Consider the following 25,496-nt stretch of genomic DNA (forward strand, 5'->3'; position numbering starts at 1 on the left):
CCCCCGGCTCGCCGCGCGTCAGCTCATTTGCGCGTTCTGGATCGCCGGAACGCCAGCAACGTCGCACCCGCGATGCCCGCCAACGCAATGCTGCGGAGCGCGATCGGATGGCGCTCGGCGGCCGTATAGACGCTAGTCTTCCGACCGGGTTGGACGCCAGAGCGTTCCTGCCCGCGCTGTTCGGGTTCGAACAGCGTCGTGCTTTCGGTCTTGGGACGCGTCTTGTCCGACATTGCCGGGATCATCACCCCTGCGAGCCTGTCGAGCAGCGCGGGGAAATGCGTGCCGAGCAAGACCTGCAATCGTCCCGCGCCCCCCACCGTAATATCGCGGCGGACATGCTCCGCCGCATCGAGAATTGCCTCGGCCACCAGCGCCGGATCGTAGACCGGTGCCGGGATCAGCGCCTCGCCATCGACATGGTTGGCGGCATGCTGCGCGATCGGCGTGTCGATTCCCGCCGGCTTTATCAGCGTTATCGCGATCGGCACCGCGTCCGCCGTCAGCTCCATGCGCAGCGCATCGACGAAGCCCTTCACCGCGTGCTTCGACGCGGCATAGGCGCTGAGGATCGGCGACGGCAGATCCGACGCGATCGATCCAACGGTGATGATCGCGCCACCCGTATCGCGCAGATATGGGATCGCCGTCAGCGCGCCGTGGACCACGCCGAAATAGTTGGTCTGGAACAGCCGCTGATGCTCGTCGAGCGGGGTGTCGACGAGCTTGGCGTAGATCGCGCTGCCGGCGTCGTTGACCCAGGTGTCGATGCGACCGTAATGCCCGACCGCCTTTGCCGCGGCGGCACGGACTGCGGCGATATCGCCGACATCGGCGACCGCAGAGATGGCGTCGCCGCCGGCGGCACGGATCGCCTCGACCGCCTCGGTGAGCGATGCGTCGTTGCGCGCGACGAGGACGACCTTCGCCCCGCGCGCGGCGGCGAGCTTCGCGGCGACCAGCCCGATCCCCGAGCTTGCGCCCGTGATGACCATGACCTGCTCGGCGAGCGGCTTGAGCACGAGCGTCACTTCGTCACCGGCGCAAAGGAGAAGAGCTGCGTGCGGATCGACGGCGGCGCACCGGGCGTGAACCACTGCGTGTCCTGAATGTGGCTGGCGGTGACGTAGATCCGACCGTCCGGCCCTTCGGAGAAGGTGTCGGGCCAGCGGAGCCGTTTGTCGGTCAGCACCGGCTCAACCCGGCTCCCTGCCAGTCGCGTGATCGAATAATGGGTGGGTGAGGTGAGGTACAGGACGCCCGCCTTGCTCATCCACAGACCGTCGGCGACATGCGTCGTCGCGACTTTCACGACGGCCTGCGCGCGATCGGTTTCGCTGACCTCGGCGCGGAGCTTCGCCGTGCTGATGCTGTAGAGCGTCTTGCCCGTCAGCGCCTGATAATACAGCGTCGCGCCGTCGTTCGAGATCGCGATGCCGTCGGACGCGAAGGCGGGCTGGCGGCCATCGGGGCGTACCAGCGGCTTGCCGTCAATCTCGACCGTCACCGTCTTGTCGATCTGCGTCGAGGGGTGACCATCGAGCGCGCGGAAACTCTTGCCGCTGTCGAGATCGACGACGATGATCGCGCCGCGCGTCCCGCTGTCGGTGATATAGCCGGTGCGGCCGTCGGGCGAGAAGCGGATGTCGTTGAGATAGGTGCCCTGCAGCGCGACATCGCCGGGGATTGCGATCACCTTGACGACGCGATTGCTCGCGAGATCGATCTTGACCAGCTTGGGCGCGCCTTCGAGGATTTTCTCGTTGCCCGGCGCACCGGGATCGAGCACCCACAGATTGCCATGGCCGTCGGGGACGATCGACTGGACACAGACGAAATGGTCGGCGACCGATAGCTCGTTGGCCCTGGCGTTGCGCCAGCTGTTCCATTTGGCATCGGGATAGGGCTCGAGCGTCCCGTCGGACAGGATTTCGGCGACCGAGACCGGCGCGTCATCGGTCCAGCGCGGGAAATTGACGAAGCGCCTGCCGTCCTCGGTCACCGCGACGCCCGTTACCTGATGATCGAACTGCGCTTCCTGCGTCAGCGCGCCGCGCGCCTGGGCATAAGCAGTGGCGCCGAACGCCGCTGCGGCGATCACGCCGGCGGCAGCGAGCCCGGCGAGGACGGGTTTGGCTTTGGTCATGATAAGGCTCCGGTCCGTGGTGTCGCTCAGGGTGGCGGGGTCGCCAGTGAACAGGTGAAGGAGGTGCCGCGCGACCGCGTCCGGATGCTCGCGCTGGATGAAGTGCCCGACGCCCGCCAGCGTGACCACGCCGAACGGCCCGCTGAACTTCGCCGGAACGCTCACGCTGGCCGAGGGCGGGTTCACGCCGTCGAGCGCGCCTTGGAAATAGAGCGTCGGCAGCGAAAGCGTGGCGGTCGCCTTGACCTTGTCCTCGAGCCATTGGCTGCGCGGGTCGGGTTCGGCTTCACCCCAGCGCGCGCGATAGCTGTGCAGCGTGACGTCGACCCAATCGGGCGTGTCGAACGACCGCGCGACGGAGTCGAATGTGGCTTCGTCGAACCATCCCGATGGCGACCAATTGACCCAATGCAGCCGCGCGAACGCTTTGCGGTCGTCGCGTACGGCTTGCTCCCCGCGCGCGGTCGCCATGAACCAGTGATACCATTGCCGCTGCGCCTGCTCGAAGGGGGGGTGGGCATGCCGCCGAGCCGCGACGGGGTTGCCAGCATCGCCATCCGTTCGACGCGGTCGGGCCAGCCCACCGCGAGCGCCTCGGCGGTGTTCGAGCCCCAGTCATGCCCCGCGACCATGAACCGGTCGATGCCGAGGCCGTCGATCAGCGCGATCATGTCGATCGCCAGCATCGCGCTGTTGCCCGTGCGCGGGGCGTGACCGAGCAGGCGGCTCTCGCCGAAACCGCGCAAGGTCGGCACGATCGTGCGCAGGCCCGTGTCGTTGAGCTGGCGTGCGACCGAGGTCCAACTCGTCGCATCGTCGGGCCAGCCGTGGATCAGCAGCACCACCGGGCCGTCGCGCGGACCGCTATCGGTATAGGCGATCGTCAGGTCGGCTATGGCCAGACTTTCTCGCGCGATGCCCGCACTGGCTGAGTCAGGAGACATTCGGTGGGTGTTTCTGGCTGGGGATCCAGCTGCGGTAACCAACCGCCCAACCGCCTGTTCCCACGGACGTGAAAACGCGGGTCGTTGGTCTTTGCCAGGACGACGGGTGGGGGCAGGTTTCGATCGGCGGCGGGTGAACGCGCGGCGATGCCGAGGATGCACCGAACACCTGCCTTTAGCATCCGGTTGGCCGTTCATCGCCGGCGTGCAATATGATGTTCGTGTTTTCGAGTTAGCATGGGCCCGCCGCTGGTCGACACGGCTTTAAGGACGATTGATGCGCGCATTTCCGCTTTCGCACCTGCTTGTTTCCGGTCTCGTCGCGAGCCTCCTCGTCCCGACCCCTGCGGCCGCGAGCTCGCCCGAGCTTATCGGGCTCGAGCGTCAGCTGAGCATGCTGGTCGCGGCGAATTCGGGGCAATATGGCATTGCCGCGCTCGACCTGCGCGACGGCTCGACCGTGGCGATCAACGGCGACACGCCGTTTCCAATGGCGAGCACGGTCAAGATCGCCATCGCAGCAGCCTATCTCGCCGAGGTCGATCAAGGCCGAAGGAGCCTCGGCGATATGGTCCTCGGCCGCTCTGCCGCGAAAGTCCTGGAGCTGATGATCGTGCGGAGCGACAATCACGCCGCCGATCAGGTGCTGGCGGCGCTCGGTGGCCCGGTTGCGGTACAGCAGTGGCTCTCGTCGCACAATATCGTCGGCATCCGCGTCGACCGCACCATCGACCAGCTGCTTCGGGAGCGCGGCCACCTGGCCGACAGCAAGGATGTCGCCACGCCGGTCGCCATGGTCGCGCTCTTGCACAAGCTCGACAGTGGGGCAGTGTTGTCGGCGCAAAGCCGCGCCTTTCTGTTCGAGCTGATGCGCCGATGCGAGACGGGCACACGCCGCATCCGCGCGATGCTGCCCGCTGGTACCCCGGTCGAGGACAAGACTGGCACACTCGACGGCGTCACGAATGACGTGGGGTTCATCACCATGCCGGACGGCCACCGCGTTGCCGTCGCGGTCTTTGCGCGGGGTGGACGCGATCGCCAGCCGGTCATCGCTGCTGCCGCTCGCGTCATCTATGACCGCTTCGCGGATACCGCACTCACCGCACTGTCGTACTTCCTGCGACTGCGGTGACTCGGCCCCGACCGGTCGCGCCCTTCATTTCGGACCGGGAAAGGCGAGCGCGTGAAGAATATCTTTCCCATGTCGCCGCTGATCGGAACCGCAGGCTGGGCCATCCCGGCCCTCGATCGCCCATTGCTCTCGCAAGCGGGAACGGCGCTGCAACGGTATGCGGCAACGCTGCCCTGCGTGGAGGTGAACTCCTCTTTCTACAAGCCGCATCGGCGCTCGACATGGGAACGCTGGGCGGCATCGGTGCCGGATGGCTTCCGCTTCGCCGTCAAGATCCCGAAGGACATCAGTCATGTTCGACGATTGGTCGATACGACGGATCGGCTCGATCGGTTTCTGAATGAAGCCACGGGTCTCGGCGACAAGCTGGCCGTTCTCCTCCTGCAGCTCCCGCCGAGCCTGGCCTTCGACGCGGACGTGGTCGCGCGCTTCCTCGAAGCGCTGTCGTCCCGGAACGAAACGCAGATCGTATGCGAGCCGCGTCACCCGAGCTGGTTCTCGCCCGAGGCCGACGCGTTGATGACCGAACGGCGGGTGGCGCGCGTGGCCGCGGATCCTGCCCGGATCCCCGAGGCGGGCCGCCCGGGGGGCTGGCGCGGTTTGAGCTATTGGAGGTTGCACGGCTCGCCTGTGATGTACCGATCGGCCTATGGGGAGGCGCGCCTGCGCTTCTATGCCAACGCGATCGCAGCAGACCTTGCTGCGGGGCGGCCGGCATGGTGCGTGTTCGATAACACCGCGTCCTCGGCTGCACTTGGCGATGCGCTGAACCTTCTGCAGCTGTTCCATAGCACGCGCTCCGCATCGTGATCGTGTCGCAACGCACGGGGTGTTTGAACGCGGTCCTCGATCGCGCATTGGTATCGGGTATCTCGGACGGTCCGTCGTCGTCGACGATGATTGGTGGTTGAGGTCGGCGCGGACTTCATGCGGAAGCTCCCAGCGGTGTCGTTGGCGAACACGCCGCCGTTCAGCTTGCTCTTCGCGACCTTGCCCTCGGCGCTGACCAACCGATCATCGGTGTAGCGATAGTGCGCCAGGCTCGGCACGCGGTTGCCGATCTTGTCGATCTCGGTATTGGCGCCGCCGAGCGCTCCGGGCTGCGCCTCAGGTGGTGACGATGTTCGCCGCAGTGTCGATCGTGTCGAGCAGCGTGCTGTCGCGGCGATAAACGCGGATTGTGCTCGAGCCGATGATCACCGGCGGGCCGTCGAAGGTCGGCTTTCGCGACCCAGACAGAGCGGTGTGATGCCGCCGCTGGATCACATGCGTCCGCCTACGCGCCGACAGCGACGGCGGCGGCCTCTTCGCTAACGGAAGTCCAGCGGAGCCGATCGATCAACACGCGCAATGCCGGCGTGACCTGTCGGCTGGGGTAATAGAGGTGGCAGCCGGGGAAGGCGGGGCACCAGGATTCGAGAACTTGGATCAGCCGGCCATCGGCGATCTCCGCCGCGACATCGTGATCCAACATATACCCCAGCCCCGCGCCCGCTCGGACCGCGGCGGCCGCCAGATGCTCGTCGTTCACGATAAGCTGTCCGCCCGGGCGAAACTTGATGTCACGCCCGTCGCGCTCGAATTCCCAGGGAAGCAGGCCACCCCCGCCGAGCAGCCGGTAGTTGATGCAATTGTGCCCCTCCAGATCGGCGGGGGACGCGGGCCGGGGGCGGCCCTCGAAATAGCCCGGCGTGCCGACCACGAGTGTGCGCAGCGAAGGGCCTACCGGCACCGCCACCATGTCGAGATCGACCGTCTCGCCCAGCCGGATCCCCGCGTCGAAGCCGCCCGCCACGAGATCGACCAGCCGATCCTCGACGATCACCTCGACCGATATGTCGGGATGCTCGCGCAGGAAACGTGGCAAAGTCGGCGCCAATATCGTGCGCGCGGCATAGCCGAACGTCGTCAGCCGGATGGCGCCCGATGGGACACCGCGCCAGTCGGCCAGCGCCGACAATCCGCGCGCAACCTCCGCCAGCGCCGGGTCGAGCGAGCGCAGCAGGCGCTCGCCGGCCGCGGTCGGCGCAACGCTGCGTGTCGTGCGCGCGAGGAGGCGGACCCCCAATCGCGCTTCGAGGCTGCGCATCGCGTGACTGAGCGCCGAGGGCGAGAGACCGAGTTCGGCCGCCGCACGGGTGAAGCTTCGCGCACGTGCGACCGCCGCGTAGGCAACCAGATCGTCGAGGTCGCCACGCTTCATTGCTGCATTTCCTTCACAAGCCCTTGTCGCAGATGAGGGCTAATCCGGCGGCGAACAAGGTTTATCTCCGGGGGCAGACCTTTCAAGGAGCAACAGCAATGACCCTCGCCACCTATCGGACGCTCGGACGCTCCGGCTTGACCGTCAGCCCGCTTGCCCTCGGCACGATGACCTTCGGCGCTGGGCGGTGGGGCGCTGACGAAGCGACGTCACGCGCGATCTTCGACGCCTATATCGAGGCCGGCGGCAATTTCGCCGATACCGCCGACGTCTATTCCGGCGGGGAGAGCGAGGCGATGCTCGGCCGCTTTGTCGCCGAACGGGGAAACCGCGACCGGATGGTGATCGCGACCAAATCGGGCTTCCCGCGGACCGACGGGACGCCGCTCGCTGGCGGCAATTCGGCGCGCAATATCCGCGACGGGATCGAAGGATCGTTGCGCCGGATCGGCACCGATTTCATCGACATGTACTGGACGCACGTCTGGGACCGAACGACACCGCCCGAGGAAGTGCTCCGCGCGCTGACCGACGCGGTCCGGCGTGGTGACATTCTGTATTACGGCTTCTCCAATGCGCCGGCGTGGTACGCCGCGCAGATCGCGACGCTTGCCCGCGCGCATGGTCTGCCCGAGCCGATCGGCCTGCAATATTCCTATTCGCTGATCGATCGCGGCGTCGAACTGGACGTGATGCCTGCCGGGCAGGCGCTCGGGCTGGGCCTCGTCGCCTGGAGCCCATTGGCGGCCGGCATGCTGACCGGCAAATACGGCCGCGAGAAGATCGCCGAGGCCGGTCCCGCGGGAAGCCTGCCCAACCGTGCCGGCGTGGCCGCGGTCAACGGGAGCGACGGCCGCCTGAATGGCGACAATCCCTTTGGTGGCATGCTGTTCACCGAACAGAATTTTACGGTGGTGGACGCGGTGCGCTCGGTTGCGGCTGAAATCGGTCGTCCGATGGCGCAGGTCGCGCTGGCCTGGGTCGCGGCGCGCGGTGGCGTCTCGTCCGTCCTGGTGGGGGCGAGCCGACCTGAACAGCTGAAGGAAAACATCGCCGCGCTCGACATCGTCTTCAGCGCCGAGCAGCAGGCGCGCCTGGATGCCGCAGGCGCGCCACCGATGCTCAATCCGTACTTCATATTCGATCTGCCGCGTTCGCGTATTTTCGGCGGTCAGGAGATCGAGCCGTGGGCGCCGGCTTTGGTCTGAGGGAAGGGGAGGGCGGCGTCGAGCTGCGAGCCATGTTCCCGCCCCCCCCGCAGAACCGCAGTCACGCTTCGAATGTCGCCCCAGCGAAAGCTCGGCTCAAGTGATCGCGCGCACCGTCGTCGATCGCAACCGGTTGACCGGCGGCGGCATCGCCTCCGGCCTGGATGAATCGCTCAAACTGATCGCGCTGATCAGCGGCACCGCGGCGGCGATGAACGTGCAACTCGGCACGCAATATTATCCCAATCCGCCCGTGACCAGCGCGATCCCAGCCTCGGTGCCGATGCCCGCGCTGCCGACGCCGCCTTGATCGCATCGCTGCACAGCGCCGTCCAGGGCTGCGCTCGCTCGAAGTCGATCGCCGCAGAGCAGGTCACGAGCGCGAGTGGCAGTATCGCACCCCCTTGGCGTCGTTCCCCGCTGCCATATTGGCGCATGTTGGTCTTTGTGCTCACCGAGGCGGAGATCGGCCTGCATGCGGAGGCGAGCTTATCGATTGCGCTCTTTCGCGGAGGGAGCGGCGACTGCATTGGCCGCGCAAAAAATTCAGCCCTCGCAGAAAGATCCTTCCGCGGTGGCTTCCCGATCGCGTCGAGGCTGCCATAGTGGTGGCGAGAGATGCCAAGGACGGGGGAAGTCACATGAAGAATGCCGCAACGGTCGCCATCGGTCTGGCGACTCTGACGAGCCTGTTCGCGGCGCAACCCGGCGCGGCGCAAACGCTGCGGCCGGACCAGCAGGCGTTCCGTGCGCTCTACAAGGAAATGGTCGAGACCGACACCAGCATCACGACGGGCAGCTGCACCGCGCTTGCCGGCAAGGTCGCCGAACGTTTCAGGGCGGCAGGGTTTACCGACGCGCAGATCACGCCTTTCTCGGTCCCCGATCACCCCAAGGAGGGCGGGCTCGTCATCGTCTATCCGGGCAGCTCGAAGACGGTGAAGCCGATGTTGCTGCTCGGCCATATCGACGTGGTCGTGGCCAAGCGCGAGGATTGGGTGCGCGACCCATACACGCTGATCGAGGAAAACGGCTATTTCTACGGCCGCGGCACCGCCGACATGAAGGCGCTCGACGCGATCTGGGTCGACAGCCTGCTCCGCTTCAAGCAGCAGGGGTATCGCCCCAAGCGGACGATCAAGCTCGCGCTGACCTGTGGCGAGGAGACGAGCTGGGCGTTCAACGGCGCCTCCTGGCTCGCGGCGAACAAGCCCGATCTCATCGCCGCCGAATTCGCGCTCAACGAGGGCGGCGGCGGGCGCAGCGACGGGCATGGCAAGCTCGTCATCTCGACGCTCCACGTCGGCGAGAAGACCGCGATCAATTACCGGATCGAGGCGACCAATCCGGGCGGCCATAGCTCTGCACCGGTCAAGGAAAACGCGATCTACCAGCTGTCCGACGCCCTGGTCCGGCTGCGCGGCTATGATTTCCCCGTGATGATGACCGACACGACCAAGGCGTATTTCCGCAATGCCGGCGCCGCGCGCGGCGATGCGATGGGGCGCGCGATGATCGCGCTCGCCGCCAACCCGGCCGATACCGCCGCGCTCGCGCTGGTCGATACCGACAAGAGCTATCACTCGATGCTGCGTACGACGTGCGTCGCGACGCTGCTCGACGGCGGCCATGCCAACAATGCGCTGCCGCAGCGCGCCGGCGCCAACATCAATTGCCGCATCTTCCCAGGCGTTTCGCCCGATGCAGTGCGCGACCAGCTCGCGAAGGTCGCCGCCGATCCCGCGCTTACGGTGAAGCAGACCGACAGTCGCGGGCCGGTCGCCAAGCCGGTGCCGCTCGACCCGAAGATCATCGGTCCGGCAAAGGCACTGCTCGCAAAATATTACCCCGGCGTGCCGCTGAGCCCGATGATGTCGACCGGCGCGACCGACGGCATTTTCCTCGAGGCGATCGGCATTCCGGTCTACGGCCCGCCGGGCACCTATGGCGACCCCGACGGGAATGGCACGCACGGTCTCAACGAGCGCGCGATCGTCAAGGCGGTCTATTCGGGCCGCGACTATCTGTTCGACCTGATCAAGGCCTATGCGGGCTGACCGACGCCGATACATCGAACGATCGTGATACTCGCCGGGGCGATCGGTCCCGGCAGCTGGGGGCATTGCTATGTTGAAGACGCTTTCGATCCTCGCGCTGCTCGCTTCCGCGACGCCGGCACTGGCGCAAGGCGTCGATACCGTCGTGATCACCAAGAGCGTGCAGGACCTGTCGTCGGACGCGTTCCAGGGCCGCGCGCCGGGCGGACCGGGCGAGGCGGCGACGATCGCCTATCTCGTCAAGCGTTTCGCGGCACTCGGGCTCGAGCCCGGTGCTGCAGACGGGACATGGACGCAGACCGTCCCCCTGCTGCGGACCAAGCTCGGCGACACCACGCGCTTCGGCGTGGCGGTCGGCGGGCAGGAGCAACGCTGGACGCGGGGCGAACAAGCCTATGTCTGGTCGCTGCAACCCAAGGACCGGGCGGTGATCGACGCGGCCCCGCTCGTCTTCGTCGGGTACGGCGTCAGCGCGCCCGAACGCGGCTGGGACGATTTCAAGGGCGTCGATCTCCACGGCAAGGTCGCCGTCGTGCTGGTCAACGATCCCGATTTCGAGGCCGTGCAGGGCGACGATGCGTTCGGCAAGTTCGGTGGCCGGACGATGACCTATTACGGACGCTGGACCTACAAGTTCGAGGAACTGGCGCGGCGTGGCGCGATCGGCGCGCTGATCGTCCACGATACCGCCGGCGCAGGCTATGGCTGGAATGTCGTGGTCTCCGGCCAGGGCGAAGCGTACGACATCGCGCGGGCGCCGGACGCGATCACCAGCCTGCGGCTGCAGGGCTGGCTCCAGGGTGACGCCGCCACCGCCTTGTTCAAGAGCGCCGGGCTCGATCTTTCGGCGCTGCGTGCGGCCGCGCGGCAAAAGCGCTTCACCCCGGTGGCGCTGAAGGGTGCAAGCTTCTCCGCCGCGATCGCCGTCGAGCATAAGATCGTCGAAAGCCACAATGTGCTCGCGCGCATTCCGGGCACGGTCGCGCGCGACCAGACGGTTATGTTCGGCGCGCATTGGGACGCGTATGGCGTCGGTGCACCCGATGCGGAGGGCCAGACGATCCGGCGTGGCGCCAATGACGATGCGCTCGGCGTCGCGGCGCTGCTCGAGATCGCGCGGATCCTCAAGGCCGAGCCCGCGCCGCGCCGCACGATCGCCTTCGCGCTGTGGACCGCCGAGGAGCGCGGGCTGCTCGGGTCCGAATATTACGCGACGCATCCCGTCTATCCGCTCGAGAAGACCGCGGCCAACCTGACGATCGACATTCTGCAGACCGCGGGCAAGGCGAAGGATGCGATCCTGGTCGGCGTCGGGCAGGACAGCCTGCAGGACGACATGGCGCGCGTCGCCGCGACGCAGGGGCGCCGGGTGACCCCCGAGGGTTTGCCCGAGCGCGGGCTGTTCTACCGCGCCGATCATTTCAGCCTGGCGAAGCGCGGCGTTCCGGTGCTGCTGCAGATGGGGATCGCCGGCGCCTCCGACTTGGAGCAAGGCGGGGCCGCGGCGGGGCAGGCGTGGATCGATGCCTATACGGGCAAATGCTATCACCAGGCGTGCGACGCCTGGTCGCCCGACTGGAATCTTGCCGGCGCCAAGCAGGATATCGACCTGATGCTGACGATCGGTCGCGAGGTGGCGAATGCTTCGACCTGGCCGAGCTGGAAGGCGACTTCCGAATTCAAGGCGATCCGCGACCAGAGCGCGGCGGCACGCAAATAGCCCGCCCCCGGGATCTACGCAAACGCCGCAATCCGCTGTCGACCGCGGTCCGCGCGCGTCGAACGCCGCGGCAACGCGTCTTCCCTTGTGCACAGCGATCTGCGCCGCGTAGCGACTGCCGCGGTGATCTGCGCAATCAGCGGATGCGTTTCACATCGACCGCGCGGCCTGTGCCGATCTTTGCGATGTAATGGCCCAGCATCCCTGCCTTGATCGTAACCGAGTCACCCTTGCGGGGTTCGAAGGCAGAGCGATCGCTGATCGACTGCCAATCCCCGCCCTCGGCAAGGCTGAATGCCCATAATCCGTAGCCGGCTTGCCGGGCCGAGGTCACGGTACTGGTGATCTCGCGGACATCGGTGTCGGATTCGGCGCGCGGGTCTTCCTTGCCGGTCCCGAACAGATTGAGATGCGGCAACGAGAACCCGAACAGCGAACGTTTGGCGCGCTGAACGGTCTCGCGATCGACAATCCTGATCTCGCGGTGATCGCGCGCCGCAACAAGGGCCGCAGCGGTCCGGTCGTAACACGCCAATTGCTCCGCGCGCGGTTCCGTGCGGCAGGCGGCGACCGCCGTCACCAATTGGTCGCCTCGATTTTCAACGGTTTGGCCCGTCGCGGGTAGCGGCAGAAGGGCAACACACAGAACCGATCCTATGACGCGTTTGGGCATTGCTCACCTGTGCTCCGATGGTCGTTATGGTCGTTATACGCCGTCCTGACCGCTCGGCAATTCGGGCGCTCCCACACGATATGTATCTAAAACGTCACATGCGAAACGATATTGTCATGTCACTATATTTGACCGTTGCGGCCCCACCTCGGAATGCCATACCTTTTGCATAACGGCCGGCACCAGTCGGACCTGACGAACGGCGGCCATAACGGCCGAAATGGGGGTTTTATGAAATCGAGAACGCGGTCCATTCTGCTTGGTTCTACCCTTTTTGCCAGCGCGGCGCTTGGGTCGACGTCGGCCTATGCGCAGACGGCACCCGCCACGCCGCCGGCCGATACAACGGCGCAACCAGCCCCCGCCGAAACGAGCGGCTCCGACATCGTCGTTACCGGAACCCTTATCCGGAACCCGAACCTCGTCAGCTCGACACCGGTCGCGGTCATCGGTTCGAACGAACTCGCGCTGCGCCAGACCAATACGGCGGAGCAGGTCCTGCGCGATCTGCCGGGTGCCGTCGCGAGCATCGGCTCGGCGGTCAATAACGGCAATGGCGGCGCCTCCTATGCCGATCTTCGCGGCCTCGGCAACTTCCGCAACGTCGTGCTGCTCGACGGCAACCGCATCACCCCGTCGAACACCGTCGGTCGCGTCGATCTCAACAATATCCCGCTCGCACTCGTCCAGCGCGTCGAGACGGTGACCGGTGGCGCGGCCACCACTTACGGTGCCGACGCGGTGTCGGGCGTCATCAACTTCATCACGCGTCAGGACTTCTCTGGCGTCGAGGCGACGGTGTCGAACCAGATCACCGAGCGCGGCGATGGCCACACCTATCGCGCCGATCTGACGATCGGCGCCAATTTCGACGACAGCCGCGGCAATGCGGTGCTGTCGGTCGGCTATCAGCATTCTGACCCCGTCTACCAGGGCGCACGCAACATCGCGGTCAACAACTATACCTCGACGAGTGGCGCCGCCGGCGGTTCGGGCACGACGGTACCGACGCGCTTTTCGGTCGCCGGGCTCGGCACGGGGGCTGCGCGCGTATCGGGCAATCGCCAGATCAACCCGACCACGGGCGCACTCCAGTCGCCGGTCGTGCCGTTCAACTTCAACCCGTACAACATCTTCCAGACGCCGTTCCAGCGCTACAACATCTACGGCGCGGCGCGGTATGACATCTCGGATCATGTCGAAGTCTATACGCGCGGCATGTTCTCGAAGAACAAGGTGAGCACGATCATCGCGCCGTCGGGCAGCTTCGGTTCGTCGCTCGCGATCCCGTTCTCGAACCCGTACCTCCCGGCGGCGGCACGGCAGACCTTCTGCGACAACAACCCGACCTTCACCGCGGCCGGCGCGCAGGTCGCGCAGCTGACCGCGGCTCAGTGCGCCGCCGCGGCGACCGCGACGGCAACGACCGATCCGAACTTCCGCTACTTCACCGTCGCGACCAACCGCCGCACCACCGAAGTCGGCCCGCGTCTGTCCGATTACACCACGACGCTGTTCGATTATCGCGCGGGCGTGAAGATCGGCATCACCGACTCGATCAAGCTCGACATCAACGGGTCGTACGGCGAGTCGGAGAATGTCCAGGCGATCCAGAACTACGTGCTGACCTCGCGCCTTCGTGCGGCGGCGTTCGCCACCAACACCACGACCTGCCTTCCCAACGGCCCCAATGGTGCCGCGAGCATCACCGCAGGGAGCGGCTGCGTTCCGATCAACCTGTTCGGCCCCGAAGGATCGATCACGCCGGGTCAGGTGTCCTATCTGACCGCGAACAGCACGTCGTCGAATCTCACCTCGCTCGCGCAGGCGCGCGCGCTGCTGACCGGCGACATCGGCGTGAGCTCGCCGCTCGCCGACAGCCCGATCGGCTTCGCGCTCGGCACCGAATATCGCAAATATACCGCATCGCAGTCGTCCGACACGCTCGCGCAGACGCCGGGCGAACTGGGTGGCGCAGGTGGTGCCGCGCCGACCTTCTCGGGCGGATATCACGTGACCGAGGGCTATGGCGAATTGAACGTCCCGCTCGTCGCCGACAAGCCCTTCTTCAAGAGCCTGACGCTCGAAGGCGGTTTGCGTTACTCGGCGTACAAGGTCGATTCGGCGGCTTCGCGCGGGTACGATACGCTGACCTACAAGGGCGGCGCGACGTGGGAGCCGGTGCATGGCATCCGGATTCGCGGTAGCTATCAGCGTGCGGTCCGCGCCCCGAACATCAACGAGCTGTTCGCGCCGGTCACGACCGGCCTGACCAACCTGTCGTACGATGCGTGCGCCGGGGCTGCGCCGACGACGAACGCCAATCTGCGCGCGGTCTGCCTGGCACAGGGCGCTCCGGTATCCTCGATCGGCAGCATCCAGACCCCGACGGCGGCGCAGGCCAACTTCACCAGCGGGGGCAACATCACCTTGCGGCCGGAAAAGTCGGACTCGTACACGCTGGGTATCGTGTTCCAGCCGGACTATGTCCCCGGCCTGTCGATCTCGGTCGACTATTACAACATCTCGATCCGCGACGCGATTTCGCAGCTGACCGCCGGCGGCGCATACAATCTCTGCTTCGGTAACAGGGTGGGGGCGGGCATCACGTCCGCCAGCGCCGCCGATGTGAACTGCACCGTGATCCGCCGCAATCCAGCAACGGGCGCGCTCGACGGCGATCCCGCAACCACCCAGGGCCTCAACATCATTCCGAGCAACGACGGCAAGGTGTTGACCGATGGTATCGACCTCAGTGCCAACTATCGCCGCAACCTTGGCTTCGCCAAGCTGGACCTGAGCTTCAACGGCAACTGGACGGCGCGTTCGCGGTTCCAGGCGAAGCCCGGATCGGACGTCCTGAACTGCGTCGGCTATTACGGCCAGAATTGCGGTTCGCCGGCTTCGGCGGGTCCGTCGTCGACCGCCGGATCGCTTCAGCCGCAGATCACCTGGAACCAGCGCACGACGCTGACCGTCAACCGCGTCGATTTCTCGGTGAACTGGCGGCACATCAGCTCGATGCGTGTCGAGCCTGGCGTCACGACCTTCACCGGCACGATCGCCACGGGCGCGCTGGCGGGTACGGCCGTCAATTTCGGCAAGATCCCGTCGTACGATTATTTCGATCTGACAACGCGCTTCGCGATCGGCGATCATTTCGACCTGACCTTCACCGTGATGAACCTGTTCGACCGCGATCCGCCGATCGTCGGTGGCACGGTCGGTTCGACCTCGTTCAACAGCGGCAACACCTATCCGTCGACCTACGACGCGCTGGGCCGTCGCTTCGCAGTGGGTGCCAGCGTCAGGTTCTGACCCGCACGCGACGTGAAGAGACCGGGGGGGGCGGGCCGAAAGGCTCGCCCCTCTTTCGGTGCAGGCAGCGTCTAGCCGCCGCTGCCGAAGCGCTCGACCCATGGCGCGAGGATCGGCAGCACCGGGGCGAGCTGGTCGGCGTAGCGCCGCCATTGGCCGCCGCCATTGTAGAGCCCCTTGCGGACCTGCGTCTCGCTGGCGGTGCGAACGCCGCGCGTCCTCGCGGTGCTGGCAAAGCGTGTAAAATCGTCGGTCCAGGCAAGGCCGATGAACGCGGCCAGCGCGCGGACGGTCGGCGCGAAGTCGCCGACCAGTTGATCGTACCGCACGTCATGCGTCGCGATCGGCAGCATCTCGCGCGTCAGGTCCGTGAGCCGCATCAGCGAATCGTAATGCAGCGCCGTTTCCTCGAGGTCGCTGAACGCCCAGGCGCCTGCGCCGGGCGTGAAATTGACGCGGAAGCAGCTCAGCACGACGTCGCGCGGATCGCGCCGCATCACGACGAAGCGCGCCGTCGGGAACAGCCGTGCGAGGATCGGCAGCTTGATTCCGTTGAACGGATTCATGTCGACCAGCACCTTGCCGGCGACCGGGGCCCCGGCGAGCGCCGCAACGCGCCTCCAGTAGCGGGTGCGCAGATCGTGCAGCAGCGTGGAATCGAGCGCATCGAGATCGGGCATCGCGCCGTCGTTGGCGAGCAGCGCGGCGTCGATGTCGACCAGCGTGTCGCGTTCCTCGAGCGCGACGACGTCGGGTGCGCTCGCCAGCACATTCTCGATCAACGTCGTGCCCGAGCGCGGATAGCCGAGCAGGAAGACATGGGTCGCGGCGGCCCCCGCGACTGGCTCGGCGGGCGGCAGCGCCGCGACCGGTCCGGTGGCGGCGACCTGTGCGCGGATCGCGTCGATAAAGGCGCGATGCGACGGGCGCTCCGCCGTCGGCGCGAGCAGCGTGCGATACGCGTCGCGGAACGTGGCTTTTGCTGCCCGATACGCGGCGAATGCGTCGCTCGGACGATCGAGCCGGTCGAGCGCGTCGCCAAGCAGGGTGAGCGAGCGTGTCCGATCGTCGAGCGCGAGGCGGGTCTCGAGCAGCGGGCGCAACAGCGCTTCCGCGCGAGCACCATCGCGCGCCTCGACCGCGAGCAACGCCAGCGCAAAAACCGCCGATGGCTCGTGCGGGTTTAGCGCCAATGCTTGTTGCGCAAAGCCTTGCGCGGCGTCGGCGTCGCCGCGCCGCGCCGCTGCATCGCTCAGCTTGCCGAGCGCGGGCGACAGCGTCGGGTCGATCGCGAGCGCGCGCGCGTAGCTGGCGGTCGCCGCGGCATCGTCGCGTTGCGCGTCGAGCACATAGCCGCGCTCGAGCCACGCCGCAGCATGGCGCGGTTCGGCGGCGACCACCTGGTCGAGCACGGTGAGCGCTTCGCCGAGAAACCCCTGCTTGCGCAGCACCGCGCCGATCGAGCCGAGGATCGCCACGTCGCCGGGGCTGATCGCCAGCGCGCGGGCGAGCAGGGCGTGCGCCGCGGCGAATTCGCCCGCTTCCTCCTTACGCCATGCGGCGAGATTGAGCACCAACGGGTCCGGCCGCCCGGCCGCGAGTTCGCGCTCCGCCAACTGCGCGGCCTGCGCTACGTCGCCCGCCGCAAGCGCTTGATCGACCTGCGATCTTTGCGATCGTGGCGGGGTCGTCGGGCGGCGCTGCGGGATGTTTCGCTTTGACATTGCTCCGCCATAATCCTTATCGTTACGCAGGCACATCGCCATAATTGTTATGCTGGGAGGTCGTGATGATCCTGCTCCTGTTGTCGCTGGCCGCGGCCGATCCGCAGACCCCGCCGTCCAGCACCACCAAGCCCGCTGCGAGCGCGCCCGACAAGCCGGTGTGCAAGCAGTTCCCGATCACCGGCTCGCTGGTCGGCAGCAAGAAGATCTGCAAGACGCGGCGCGAATGGGATGACGAACGCGCCCAGCTCCGCGCGAGCGGCACGGGCTTCGATGCCTGTGCCAATGGCGGCGTCGGCGGAAAATGCTGATCGGCTAGCCGACGAGCGGAGCGGGGGGGGCCATCGCGATGGCCCGGAGCGCGGCGATCGATTCGGCCCATATCGCAACCTTTTCGATCTCGTCGGCATGGAGGGTGTCGCCGCGCGCAAGCTCGGCGGCGCGATCGTCCGGCGTGAACGCCGCGCCCGATTTCGAATGGGTCGTGAAGGCGGGCCCCTGTGCGATCGCGTCCAGCGTCTCGGCGGCGAGCGGGTGCCTGGTCAGCGTGGCAAGGCGCGTCAGTGCTGCGGACGGATCCGCCATCAGCGTCGCGCTGTCGAGCGTCCGCACCCGCGTCGCGCCGAACTGATCGACCAGCCGCGCGAACAGATGCTGTTGCGCGAGCCATCCGACCGCGGCGATCTGCAGATCGGTCAGGCCGAGATAGTCGCGCGGCGCGAAGCCGAGGTCGACCAGCCCGTCGTCGAGCATCCCGATCAGCAACGTGCGCACCCACAACCGTCCGTCCAATCCCTTGCGCGCGATCGAGCCGAGATAGGTGCGCAGCGGCGCATAGAGCAGCACCGCGCAGGCATCGCCGCGCAGCGTCAGCAGGGCAGGGGCCAGCGCGTTGACCGCGGTCGACGGCTTGACGAATACCGCCTCGCCCGGCGCGAACGGGCGTGCCAGCAGCGTCAATACATCGTCGAGCACCCCCGCCATGTCGGGTCCTTTCCCGCCGCGGCGACGCCAGCCGATGATGTCGTTAAGGATCACCGGCTCCTTCAGCCCCATCGCCCAGCCGGGATGATCGAGCGCGCGGGCGAGCAGCGTCGAGCAGCAAAAGGCCGAATGGAAGAGGAAGTGGAGCGGCGCGGTCGGCGGGGCGGCGGCGATCGCATCGGCGCGGCGCACGACGAGCGGGGTCAGCCCGGCGGGCAGATAGGCGTCGGTCAGGAAGGTCGCGCGGCGATGGTCGGCGCGCGGCAGCGGGAGGAAATGCACCGCGTCGTGACCGGGATCGTAGCGATGCGCGAGCCAGGCGGGATCGCGCGCGACATCCGCGATCGATCTCGGCGTGCCCGATGGGCCGCTCGACAAGGGGGTCGGCGTCATTGCGCCTGTTTGTGCAGCGGTGCGTGCGTTGTCTAGTCGGTTGCACGCCGATATGCAGTTGGCATGGATGATCCCCAGATTCAGCGATTGCTCCAGTCGGCGGTGCAGGAGCGGCGCGCAGGCCGGGCCGAGGTTGCGGCAGGCCTGTTCCACGAGGTGCTCGCGAACGCCGGCGAGCATCCGCTGGCGCTGAATGCGTTGGGCATGCACGCGCTGGCGCTGGCCAGGCCAAGCGAGGCAGCCGGCTATTTCGAGCGCGCGATCGCCGCCGATCCGGGCGCGCCCGAATTGTGGATGAACCTTGCGCGCGCACGCCGCGAACAGCGTGACGATCCCGGCGAGGCGGCGGCGCTCGAGGGCGCGCTGGCGATCGACCAGCGCCACTTCATGGCGCTGGTGCGGATGGCCGAACTGCTCGAGCGCCAGGGCGACGTCGCCAACGCTGCCGACCGCTGGGGCAACGTGCTCGCGATGGAGCCGTCGATCGAGGAGCGCAGCCCCGCGCTCGAACTGATGTTCGACCATGCGCGCGCTTTCGTGGCGGGGCAGCGCGCGGCGTTCGGGGCGACGATCGATCGCGGCCTTGCCGCGGTGCGCGACGCGATCCCGGCGGGGGAGCGTCGCCGTGCCGATGCGTGCATCGACCATGCGCTCGGGCGGCGCGCGATCTACGCGAACGTCTGTGCCGGCATGCACTTCCCCTTCTTGCCCGCGGAGGAATATTTCGCGCGCGATCATTTCCCCTGGCTCGCCGAAATCGAAGCCAAGACCGACCTGATCCGCGCCGAGCTCGAGGCGATCCTGGCCGAGGATGCGGCGGCGATCCGTCCTTATGTCGCGATGCCGCCGGGCACACCGCCGAACAAATGGTCGGCGCTCGACCATTCGTTGCAATGGGGCGCGCTGCACCTGTGGAAGGACGGCGCGCGCGACGATGCAGCGTGCGCGCGCGCGCCGCGCACCGCGCAAGCCATCGCAGCGCTCCCCTTGTCGGATCTGCCGGGACGGACGCCGACGGTATTCTTCTCGCTGCTCCAGCCGGGCGCGCATCTGCCCGCGCATACGGGGGTGAGCAACGTCCGTTCGATCGTCCATCTGCCGCTGATCGTGCCGCCGGGGTGCAGCTTCCGCGTCGGCGGGGAGACACGCGACTGGCGCGCGGGCGAGGCGTGGGTGTTCGACGACACGATCGAGCATGAAGCGTGGAACCGCTCGGATCAGCTGCGCGCGATCCTGATCTTCGACGTGTGGAACCCCTATATCACCGCGACCGAACGCGACGTGCTGCGCCGCTTCTATGCGGTTGCCGCAGACGCGGGACACTCCGCGATCGGCGTCAGCGACTGAGCGCGGCGGCCGCCAGCGCGGCGTCGGGCGTCGCGGTCGACGCCCTGCGCTCGATCCAGGCCTGCGCCGCGTCGAGCTCGGGCGCGATCGCGGCGGCGACCTGTGCGGCGCGGTCGCGCCGCGCGGCATTGTCGAACGCAACGCTCGGGTTCTTCGAATAGGTCGAGAAGAGCGGGCCGGCGACGACCGTTTCGAGGGCCTGCGGCGCAAGCGGCAGTCCCAGATGCGCGGCCGCTGCCTGCAAGCTCGGCAACGGCGCATCGAACAGCGTTTCGGCATCGAGCGTTCGCGCGTTGGGCAGTGCCGACAGCGCCGCGGTGAAGGCCTCGACCTGCGTCAGCCATAAGGCGGCACCGCGCTCGGCGTCGTTGAGCGCCGACCAGTCGCCGACATACGGCGCCAGCTGCGTCGTTACATGGCGCAGCCAGCCACGATGGTTCTCGTCGCGCAGGATCGCCAGCAGATAGGCGCGCAGTGGCAGATAGAGCAGGGTCGCCCGCATCTCGGGCTGCGCCACGGCGAGCTGCGGCAGCAGGAAATTGACCGGCACATTGGCCTTCACCAGCGTCGGCGCGTCGGCCCGATAGCGTTTCGCCAGCATCGCCAGCACCAGCGGGAGTCGAGCAGGGTCGCGCTGGATCGCGGTCTGTCGCAGCGCCAGCGGCTCTCGCAGCACGAGGCTGGCGCCAGGGTCATCGAGCGCGCGCGCCAGCAAGGTCGATCCGCAATGCGCCATATGGAAGATCCACGCCGTCGGCGCAGCCGCGGGCACGCGCGGGATCACATCTGTGAGTGGCAGCAGCATCCGCTGCGTGGCCGCCGGGGAAATCCGGTGATCGAGAAAGATCGAGCGGTGATAGGCGGCGCGATCCATCGGCATGAACACTGCCTGGTCGTGCTCGAAAGCCTGGAGGAGATGGTCGGGCGAGCCGAAGAGATCGTCGAAGGTCAAAGCCACGCTTCGGTGTAGCGCGACGGGGCGTTGACGGCTATCCCCGTCGAGTCATGCCCGCTGTCCATTTGCCCGCTCTCCACCAACCGTACGTCGTGATCGAAGCGACGGTCGAAACGTCGATCCTCGAGCTCGACAAAGCGCAGCTTATCGAACTCTACAAGGCGCATGGCGCGCTGCTGTTTCGCGGCTTCGGCGTCGATGTCGAGCGCTTCGGCGCGTTCGCGAAACGGTTTTGCGCGACCTCGGTGGTCAACGAGAGCCCCGGGCGGCAAGCGGTCGATGCGGCGGCGAACGTCTTCACGGTAGATGGCGGGAATGGCGCATTCGCCTTGCACCCCGAACTGTCCCGCGAGCCGTGGAAACCCGATATCGCCTTTTTCGGTTGCCTGGTCGCGCCGCGATCGGGCGGGCGCACGACGATTTGCGATGGCGTCGCGCTGGCGCGCGAGATGCCGGAGCCGATAAGACGGGCGCTTGCGGGCCGACGCCTGCTCTATATCAAGCCGACATGGCCGGCGCTGCTCGATTTCTGGCTCGGCACGCCCGAACCGAGCGATGCGCAACTCGCATCGCCACCGCCGGACTGCCCCTATTATCTCCGGCGCTATCCCGATGCCGGAATCCTCCGCGTGTTCAGTCGGCCGGCGCTCCACACGCCGATGTTCAGCGCTGCGCCGGCGTTCGGCAACTTTCTGCTCTTTTCGCGCTTCAATCTCGGTCGTGCCGATCATCCGGTGCTCGATGACGGCCACGCGGTGCCGGATGCATGGCTGCAGGCGATCAAGGCGACCGGCGATCGTCTCAGCGCGGAGATCGAATGGGATCCGGGCGACCTGCTGATGCTCGACAATACGCGCTTTCTCCACGGGCGGACCGCGATCGTCGATACCGCCGAACGCGTGATCCTCACCTATTTCGGCTATCTCGAATTCGCGATTCCCGATCCCGAGGAACCCGCGACGGCGATCTGGCGACGCATCGATTTCGAGCCGCCGCTGCGCCCCGACCACCCGCGAGCGAAGCTGCCGGGCTGACGTGCGCCGTACAGCCGGAAAACAGCGCGGCATGCTTGTGCAACGCGCCGCCACACCGCTAGAAAATGTACGCCAGGGGTAAGTTGGCGAAGCTCGCATGATTGGAGTTAAGGATGAAGCGCCTCGTCTTCTTGCTGACCTGCACGATCCTGTCCTCCACCGCGGCGCGGGCGGCGGACAACCCCTTCGCCAAGCCCAGCAGTCTGCCGTTCGAGGCGCCGCCCTTCGATCGCATCGCCGACGCGGACTATCAGCCGGGCTTCGATCAGGGCATGGCCGAGCAGATCGCGGAGATGCGCTCGATCGCCGACACGCCCGCAGCGCCGACCTTCGACAACACGATCGCGGCGATGGAACGCTCGGGCGCGATGCTGCGGCGGGTGTCGGCGGCCTTCGGCGCGGTCAATCAGGCCGACACCAATCCGACGCGCCAGGCTGTGCAGAAGGCCGAGGCGACCAAGCTCGCCGCGCATACCGACGCGATCTATCTCGACCCGAAGCTCTTCGCGCGCGTGCACACCCTGTACCAGAACCGCGCGCGGCTCGGTCTCGATCCTGATCAGCTGCAGGCGCTGACGATCACGCATCAACGCTTCGTGCGCGCGGGCGCGCAACTCTCGGATGCCGACAAGGCGAAATTGCGCGATCTGAACGCGCAGCTGTCGACGCTGCAGACCGCATTCGTGCAGAAATTGCTGATCGGCACCAAAGCGGGCGCGCTGGTGGTCGACGATCCCAAGCAGCTCGACGGTATCGGCGAAGGCGCGATCGCCGCGGCAGCGCAGGCGGCCAAGGCACGCGGGCTCGACGGCAAATGGGTGATACCGCTCCAGAATACCACGCAGCAGCCGGCGCTCCAGTCGCTGTCCGATCGCGCGGTGCGCGAGGATCTGTTCGAGCGCGGCTGGACGCGCAGCGAGAAGGGCGACGCCAACGACACGCGCGACATCGCCGCAACGATTGCGCAGCTGCGCGCGCAAAAGGCGTCGCTGCTCGGCTTCGCTGATTGGGCGAGCTACGTGCTCGCGGACCAGATGGCCAAGACGCCGCAGACCGCCGAGGCGTTCATGGCCAAGCTCATCCCCGCGACCGCCGCGCAGCAGCACCGCGAGGCGGCGGAAATCGATGCGGTGATCAAGCAGCAGGGCGGCGATTTCACCGTCAAGCCATGGGACTGGAATCATTACGCCGAGCAGGTTCGCAAGGCCAAGTTCGACCTCGATGAAAATGCAGTAAAGCCCTATTTCGAGCTCGACACGGTGCTCCAGAAGGGCGTGTTCTTCGCCGCCAACCAGCTCTACGGGCTGACCTTCAAGGAACGCCACGACATCCCGGTCTACAATCCGGACGTCCGCGTGTTCGAAGTGTTCGACCGTGACGGCAAGCATCTGGCGCTCTGGTATTGCGATTATTTCAAGCGCGACAACAAGCAGGGTGGCGCCTGGAACAGCAGCTTCGTCAACCAATCCGGCCTGCTGGGCACGACCCCGGTGATCTACAATGTCGCCAATTTGCCCAAGCCCGCGCCGGGCCAGCCGGCGCTGATCAGCTTCGACGACGTGACGACGATGTTTCACGAATTCGGCCATGCGCTGCATGGTTTCTTCGCGCAGCTGGCGTACCCATCGCTCGGCGCCTCGGCGCGCGATTTCGTCGAGTTTCCGTCGCAGTTCAACGAGCATTGGGCGCTCGATCCCAAGGTGTTCGCCAATTACGCGGTCCACTACAAGACCGGCGCGCCGATGCCGCCGGTGCTGGTCGCCAAGATCAAGCAGGCGGCCAAGTTCAACCAGGGCTATGCGTTGGGCGAACTCGTCGCCGCGGCCGAGCTGGACATGCAATGGCACGCCTTGCCCGCCTCTGCTCCGAAGCAGGACGTCGACGCGTTCGAGGCGACCGCATTGGCGAAGACCGGGCTCGACGTGGCGCACGTGCCGCCGCGCTATCGCAGCAGCTATTTCCAGCATATCTGGTCGGGCGGGTATGCGGCGGGCTATTACGGCTATCTATGGACGCAGATGCTCGAGAACGACGCTTTTGCGTGGTTCACCGCGCATGGCGGGCTGACGCGCGCGAACGGCGATCGCTTCCGCGCGCTCGTCCTGTCGCGCGGGCACGCGCAGGATTACGACACGATCTTCCGCAGCTTTTACGGCAAGGACCCCGATATCGGCCCGATGTTGCAGGATCGCGGGTTGGCGCCACCGTCGAAGTGACGGTGATTTGCGGGACGGACGCGAGTGTGAACCAACGGCGAGTGTGCGGATGTGGGGCGTATCGCCTCTGTCCCGCTACTCGGATCGGTTGAGCAGGTCGATCAGGTCCGATTTCCAGAAGCGCGCCGCGGTGTGCGTGCCGTGGCCACGCGTTTCGGCCGTTTCCGCAATCAGCCGGAAGCGCGCGTCATGCATCCGGGCGACGGCCTGCCGCGGATAGTCGAGGTTGCGCGGGTTGATGAAGTCGTCGGCGGAGTTGATCCAGCTGGTCGGCGCGGTGATCGCCTCCAATCGTGACCACGGCGCATAGCTGCGCGACGCGTTGATCTGATAGATCAGGTCGTTCGCGTCGATCGCCGCGATCGAAGTCGCCACCCGCTCGCGCGCAAAGGCTTCCGCCGTCTCGCGCCGCGGATACTGCGCCTGGAAATACAGCGGGGCAGCGCCCGCGACAAACAACAGGCTTGCAGCAGTGCGCAAGCCCTGCACGGGTGGTGCCCGATATTCGCCGGCGGCCCAGGCCGGGTCCGCCTTGATCCCCTCCACCGCAAGTTCGCGCCACATGCGGTTGAGCCCCGCGATCTCGACCGGCTCGCACGCGAGCGGCATCAGCGCGCGGGCGAAATCGGGATGCGTCTCTCCCCACACCAGGCTGTGCATGCAGCCCATCGACGTGCCCATGATCAGCCGCATGCGTTTGATGCCGAGCGCATCGTGCAGCAGCCGATACTGCGCCTCCACCATGTCGTCATAATCATAGGCGGGGAAGCGCATGTGCAGCCCGTCGGAGGGCTTGGACGATTTGCCGTGGCCGATACCATCGGGGAGGATGATCCAGTAGCGCGTTATGTCGAGCGGCTGGCCCGGGCCGTAGAGCTCGTCGGCGAATTGCGGGCTGAGGAACTGTCGGCCGGTGCCGCCGGTGCCGTGGAGGATCATCACCGCATTGTCGATCTCGCCGCTGGCGTTGCGATGCGGTTTCCCGAGCGAGGTGTAGTTGATGCGCAAGTGCGGCAGCATCTCGCCCGATCGAAAGCGGAAGTCGCGCAAGGTGACCTCGGCATCGCGCGCCGGCCATTTCGTCGGGGCGGCTGCGGGCGCGGTCGCGGCGGCCAGGGGCGGGGTTTGCGGCGCGGACGCTTGGGCCAGGAGCAGAAGCAGGGGTGTCAGCATCGCGCCAGTCTGCGCCAGATCGGGTGATGCGCCAAGCGGCTTCGCGTCGTCGGTGCGATCGAAGATATCCTTGGCTTGATCGGCCCCGCGGAAGTGGGAGACGGAAGGATGGAACCATGGCAGTTCTGGATCGATCGTGGCGGCACTTTCACCGATGCAAGGGTCCGCGGAACAAAAGCCCCAGAGTACAGACCGCCTCGAAGAGAAACGCTGCGCGTGGACGCAAGAGGTGGCATGGTCAGCACGGGCGTATCGCACGATCATGC

General features: G+C 66.8%; 20 protein-coding genes and 1 pseudogene. 11 read left to right on the forward strand and 10 right to left on the reverse strand.

What is annotated here, in order from left to right; genetic code table 11:
* Positions 1-23: 23 nt before the first annotated feature.
* From RH90_RS13475 to RH90_RS24695, 3 genes and pseudogenes are all read right to left on the reverse strand, one after another.
* Positions 24-1,031, reverse strand: coding sequence for an SDR family oxidoreductase (locus RH90_RS13475; RefSeq protein ID WP_010186244.1), 1,008 nt, complete (start codon positions 1,029-1,031; stop codon positions 24-26).
* Entirely contained in the window at positions 1,028-2,617 is a 1,590-nt protein-coding gene (locus RH90_RS23970; protein WP_010186245.1) for an L-dopachrome tautomerase-related protein, read from the reverse strand. The genes RH90_RS13475 and RH90_RS23970 overlap by 4 nt, the downstream gene beginning before the upstream one ends.
* Before the next feature lie 80 nt (positions 2,618-2,697).
* Positions 2,698-3,288 (reverse strand): annotated as a pseudogene (locus tag RH90_RS24695) (alpha/beta fold hydrolase); the annotation flags it as partial.
* Between the two features lie 79 nt (positions 3,289-3,367).
* Between RH90_RS24695 and RH90_RS13495 the strand changes: the two are divergent.
* Both RH90_RS13495 and RH90_RS13500 read left to right on the forward strand, forming a co-directional pair.
* The gene (locus RH90_RS13495; protein ID WP_010186247.1) at positions 3,368-4,225 is read left to right on the forward strand and encodes a serine hydrolase; all 858 of its coding nucleotides are present in this window, start codon (positions 3,368-3,370) and stop codon (positions 4,223-4,225) included.
* Between the two features lie 51 nt (positions 4,226-4,276).
* A complete protein-coding gene (locus tag RH90_RS13500; RefSeq protein ID WP_198283409.1) occupies positions 4,277-5,035 on the forward strand; it encodes a DUF72 domain-containing protein in 759 nt (252 codons plus the stop codon).
* A gap of 297 nt (positions 5,036-5,332) precedes the next feature.
* Here the strand turns inward: RH90_RS13500 and RH90_RS23500 are convergent, their stop codons facing one another.
* Positions 5,333-5,491, reverse strand: a complete 159-nt coding sequence (locus tag RH90_RS23500; protein WP_157134593.1) for a hypothetical protein — start codon at positions 5,489-5,491, stop codon at positions 5,333-5,335.
* A gap of 10 nt (positions 5,492-5,501) precedes the next feature.
* The gene (locus tag RH90_RS13505) at positions 5,502-6,428 is read right to left on the reverse strand and encodes a LysR family transcriptional regulator (RefSeq protein WP_010186249.1); all 927 of its coding nucleotides are present in this window, start codon (positions 6,426-6,428) and stop codon (positions 5,502-5,504) included.
* A 98-nt stretch (positions 6,429-6,526) separates the two neighbouring features.
* Between RH90_RS13505 and RH90_RS13510 the strand changes: the two genes are divergently transcribed.
* The 4 genes from RH90_RS13510 to RH90_RS13525 all read left to right on the forward strand — a co-directional run bounded on the left by RH90_RS13510 (position 6,527) and on the right by RH90_RS13525 (position 11,413).
* Complete coding sequence (locus RH90_RS13510) at positions 6,527-7,636, forward strand: aldo/keto reductase (protein WP_010186250.1); 1,110 nt, start codon at positions 6,527-6,529, stop codon at positions 7,634-7,636.
* Positions 7,637-7,736: 100 nt separating this feature from the next.
* Positions 7,737-7,946: a hypothetical protein gene (locus RH90_RS13515; protein ID WP_010186251.1), complete on the forward strand. Its 210-nt coding sequence runs from the start codon at positions 7,737-7,739 to the stop codon at positions 7,944-7,946.
* A gap of 331 nt (positions 7,947-8,277) precedes the next feature.
* Positions 8,278-9,693 carry a M20/M25/M40 family metallo-hydrolase gene (locus RH90_RS13520; RefSeq protein ID WP_010186252.1) on the forward strand — a complete coding sequence of 472 codons (1,416 nt, stop codon included), beginning with the start codon at positions 8,278-8,280 and terminating at the stop codon, positions 9,691-9,693.
* Positions 9,694-9,763: 70 nt separating this feature from the next.
* The gene (locus tag RH90_RS13525) at positions 9,764-11,413 is read left to right on the forward strand and encodes a M20/M25/M40 family metallo-hydrolase (protein ID WP_010186253.1); all 1,650 of its coding nucleotides are present in this window, start codon (positions 9,764-9,766) and stop codon (positions 11,411-11,413) included.
* A 136-nt stretch (positions 11,414-11,549) separates the two neighbouring features.
* On the opposite strand, the gene RH90_RS13530 is transcribed toward RH90_RS13525, so the two are convergent.
* Positions 11,550-11,993: a hypothetical protein gene (locus tag RH90_RS13530; RefSeq protein ID WP_232280356.1), complete on the reverse strand. Its 444-nt coding sequence runs from the start codon at positions 11,991-11,993 to the stop codon at positions 11,550-11,552.
* A gap of 324 nt (positions 11,994-12,317) precedes the next feature.
* Here RH90_RS13530 and RH90_RS13535 point away from each other — a divergent pair, with 324 nt between their 5' ends.
* Entirely contained in the window at positions 12,318-15,404 is a 3,087-nt protein-coding gene (locus RH90_RS13535) for a TonB-dependent receptor domain-containing protein (protein WP_010186255.1), read from the forward strand.
* 71 nt (positions 15,405-15,475) lie between these two features.
* Here the strand turns inward: RH90_RS13535 and RH90_RS13540 are convergent, their stop codons facing one another.
* Positions 15,476-17,128 (reverse strand): tetratricopeptide repeat-containing sulfotransferase family protein, encoded by a 1,653-nt coding sequence (locus RH90_RS13540; RefSeq protein WP_198283410.1) that lies wholly within the window; start codon positions 17,126-17,128, stop codon positions 15,476-15,478.
* A 65-nt stretch (positions 17,129-17,193) separates the two neighbouring features.
* Here RH90_RS13540 and RH90_RS13545 point away from each other — a divergent pair, with 65 nt between their 5' ends.
* Positions 17,194-17,439, forward strand: coding sequence for a hypothetical protein (locus RH90_RS13545; RefSeq protein WP_010186257.1), 246 nt, complete (start codon positions 17,194-17,196; stop codon positions 17,437-17,439).
* Positions 17,440-17,443: 4 nt separating this feature from the next.
* Here RH90_RS13545 and RH90_RS13550 read toward each other — a convergent pair whose 3' ends face one another.
* Positions 17,444-18,505 carry a hypothetical protein gene (locus RH90_RS13550; protein WP_010186258.1) on the reverse strand — a complete coding sequence of 354 codons (1,062 nt, stop codon included), beginning with the start codon at positions 18,503-18,505 and terminating at the stop codon, positions 17,444-17,446.
* Positions 18,506-18,568: 63 nt separating this feature from the next.
* On the opposite strand from RH90_RS13550, the gene RH90_RS13555 reads away from it, so the two are divergent.
* The gene (locus RH90_RS13555; protein ID WP_010186259.1) at positions 18,569-19,852 is read left to right on the forward strand and encodes an aspartyl/asparaginyl beta-hydroxylase domain-containing protein; all 1,284 of its coding nucleotides are present in this window, start codon (positions 18,569-18,571) and stop codon (positions 19,850-19,852) included.
* Here RH90_RS13555 and RH90_RS13560 read toward each other — a convergent pair.
* Complete coding sequence (locus RH90_RS13560; protein ID WP_010186260.1) at positions 19,842-20,804, reverse strand: hypothetical protein; 963 nt, start codon at positions 20,802-20,804, stop codon at positions 19,842-19,844. The two genes, RH90_RS13555 and RH90_RS13560, sit on opposite strands and share 11 nt — an antisense overlap.
* 53 nt (positions 20,805-20,857) lie before the next feature.
* Between RH90_RS13560 and RH90_RS13565 the strand changes: the two genes are divergently transcribed.
* Together RH90_RS13565 and RH90_RS13570 are read left to right on the forward strand one after the other, a co-directional pair.
* A complete protein-coding gene (locus tag RH90_RS13565; protein WP_029625316.1) occupies positions 20,858-21,841 on the forward strand; it encodes a TauD/TfdA family dioxygenase in 984 nt (327 codons plus the stop codon).
* Positions 21,842-21,954: 113 nt separating this feature from the next.
* The gene (locus RH90_RS13570) at positions 21,955-24,057 is read left to right on the forward strand and encodes a M3 family metallopeptidase (protein ID WP_010186262.1); all 2,103 of its coding nucleotides are present in this window, start codon (positions 21,955-21,957) and stop codon (positions 24,055-24,057) included.
* Positions 24,058-24,132: 75 nt separating this feature from the next.
* Here RH90_RS13570 and RH90_RS13575 read toward each other — a convergent pair whose 3' ends face one another.
* Entirely contained in the window at positions 24,133-25,230 is a 1,098-nt protein-coding gene (locus RH90_RS13575) for an alpha/beta fold hydrolase (protein ID WP_010186263.1), read from the reverse strand.
* Between the last annotated feature and the right edge of the window lie 266 nt (positions 25,231-25,496).

Source organism: Sphingomonas sp. PAMC 26605 (assembly GCF_000241485.1).
Lineage (GTDB): Bacteria > Pseudomonadota > Alphaproteobacteria > Sphingomonadales > Sphingomonadaceae > Sphingomonas.

What these genes read in the sequence shown, in the direction of transcription:
- RH90_RS23970 (WP_010186245.1), bottom strand. Translation starts at nt 2,617, where the DNA reads ATGGCGACCGCGCGCGGGGAGCAAGCCGTACGCGACGACCGCAAAGCG.
- RH90_RS13495 (WP_010186247.1), top strand. Translation starts at nt 3,368, where the DNA reads ATGCGCGCATTTCCGCTTTCGCACCTGCTTGTTTCCGGTCTCGTCGCG.
- RH90_RS13505 (WP_010186249.1), bottom strand. Translation starts at nt 6,428, where the DNA reads ATGAAGCGTGGCGACCTCGACGATCTGGTTGCCTACGCGGCGGTCGCA.
- RH90_RS13510 (WP_010186250.1), top strand. Translation starts at nt 6,527, where the DNA reads ATGACCCTCGCCACCTATCGGACGCTCGGACGCTCCGGCTTGACCGTC.
- RH90_RS13520 (WP_010186252.1), top strand. Translation starts at nt 8,278, where the DNA reads ATGAAGAATGCCGCAACGGTCGCCATCGGTCTGGCGACTCTGACGAGC.
- RH90_RS13525 (WP_010186253.1), top strand. Translation starts at nt 9,764, where the DNA reads ATGTTGAAGACGCTTTCGATCCTCGCGCTGCTCGCTTCCGCGACGCCG.
- RH90_RS13535 (WP_010186255.1), top strand. Translation starts at nt 12,318, where the DNA reads ATGAAATCGAGAACGCGGTCCATTCTGCTTGGTTCTACCCTTTTTGCC.
- RH90_RS13540 (WP_198283410.1), bottom strand. Translation starts at nt 17,128, where the DNA reads ATGTCAAAGCGAAACATCCCGCAGCGCCGCCCGACGACCCCGCCACGA.
- RH90_RS13545 (WP_010186257.1), top strand. Translation starts at nt 17,194, where the DNA reads ATGATCCTGCTCCTGTTGTCGCTGGCCGCGGCCGATCCGCAGACCCCG.
- RH90_RS13550 (WP_010186258.1), bottom strand. Translation starts at nt 18,505, where the DNA reads ATGACGCCGACCCCCTTGTCGAGCGGCCCATCGGGCACGCCGAGATCG.
- RH90_RS13555 (WP_010186259.1), top strand. Translation starts at nt 18,569, where the DNA reads ATGGATGATCCCCAGATTCAGCGATTGCTCCAGTCGGCGGTGCAGGAG.
- RH90_RS13565 (WP_029625316.1), top strand. Translation starts at nt 20,858, where the DNA reads ATGCCCGCTGTCCATTTGCCCGCTCTCCACCAACCGTACGTCGTGATC.
- RH90_RS13570 (WP_010186262.1), top strand. Translation starts at nt 21,955, where the DNA reads ATGAAGCGCCTCGTCTTCTTGCTGACCTGCACGATCCTGTCCTCCACC.
- RH90_RS13575 (WP_010186263.1), bottom strand. Translation starts at nt 25,230, where the DNA reads ATGCTGACACCCCTGCTTCTGCTCCTGGCCCAAGCGTCCGCGCCGCAA.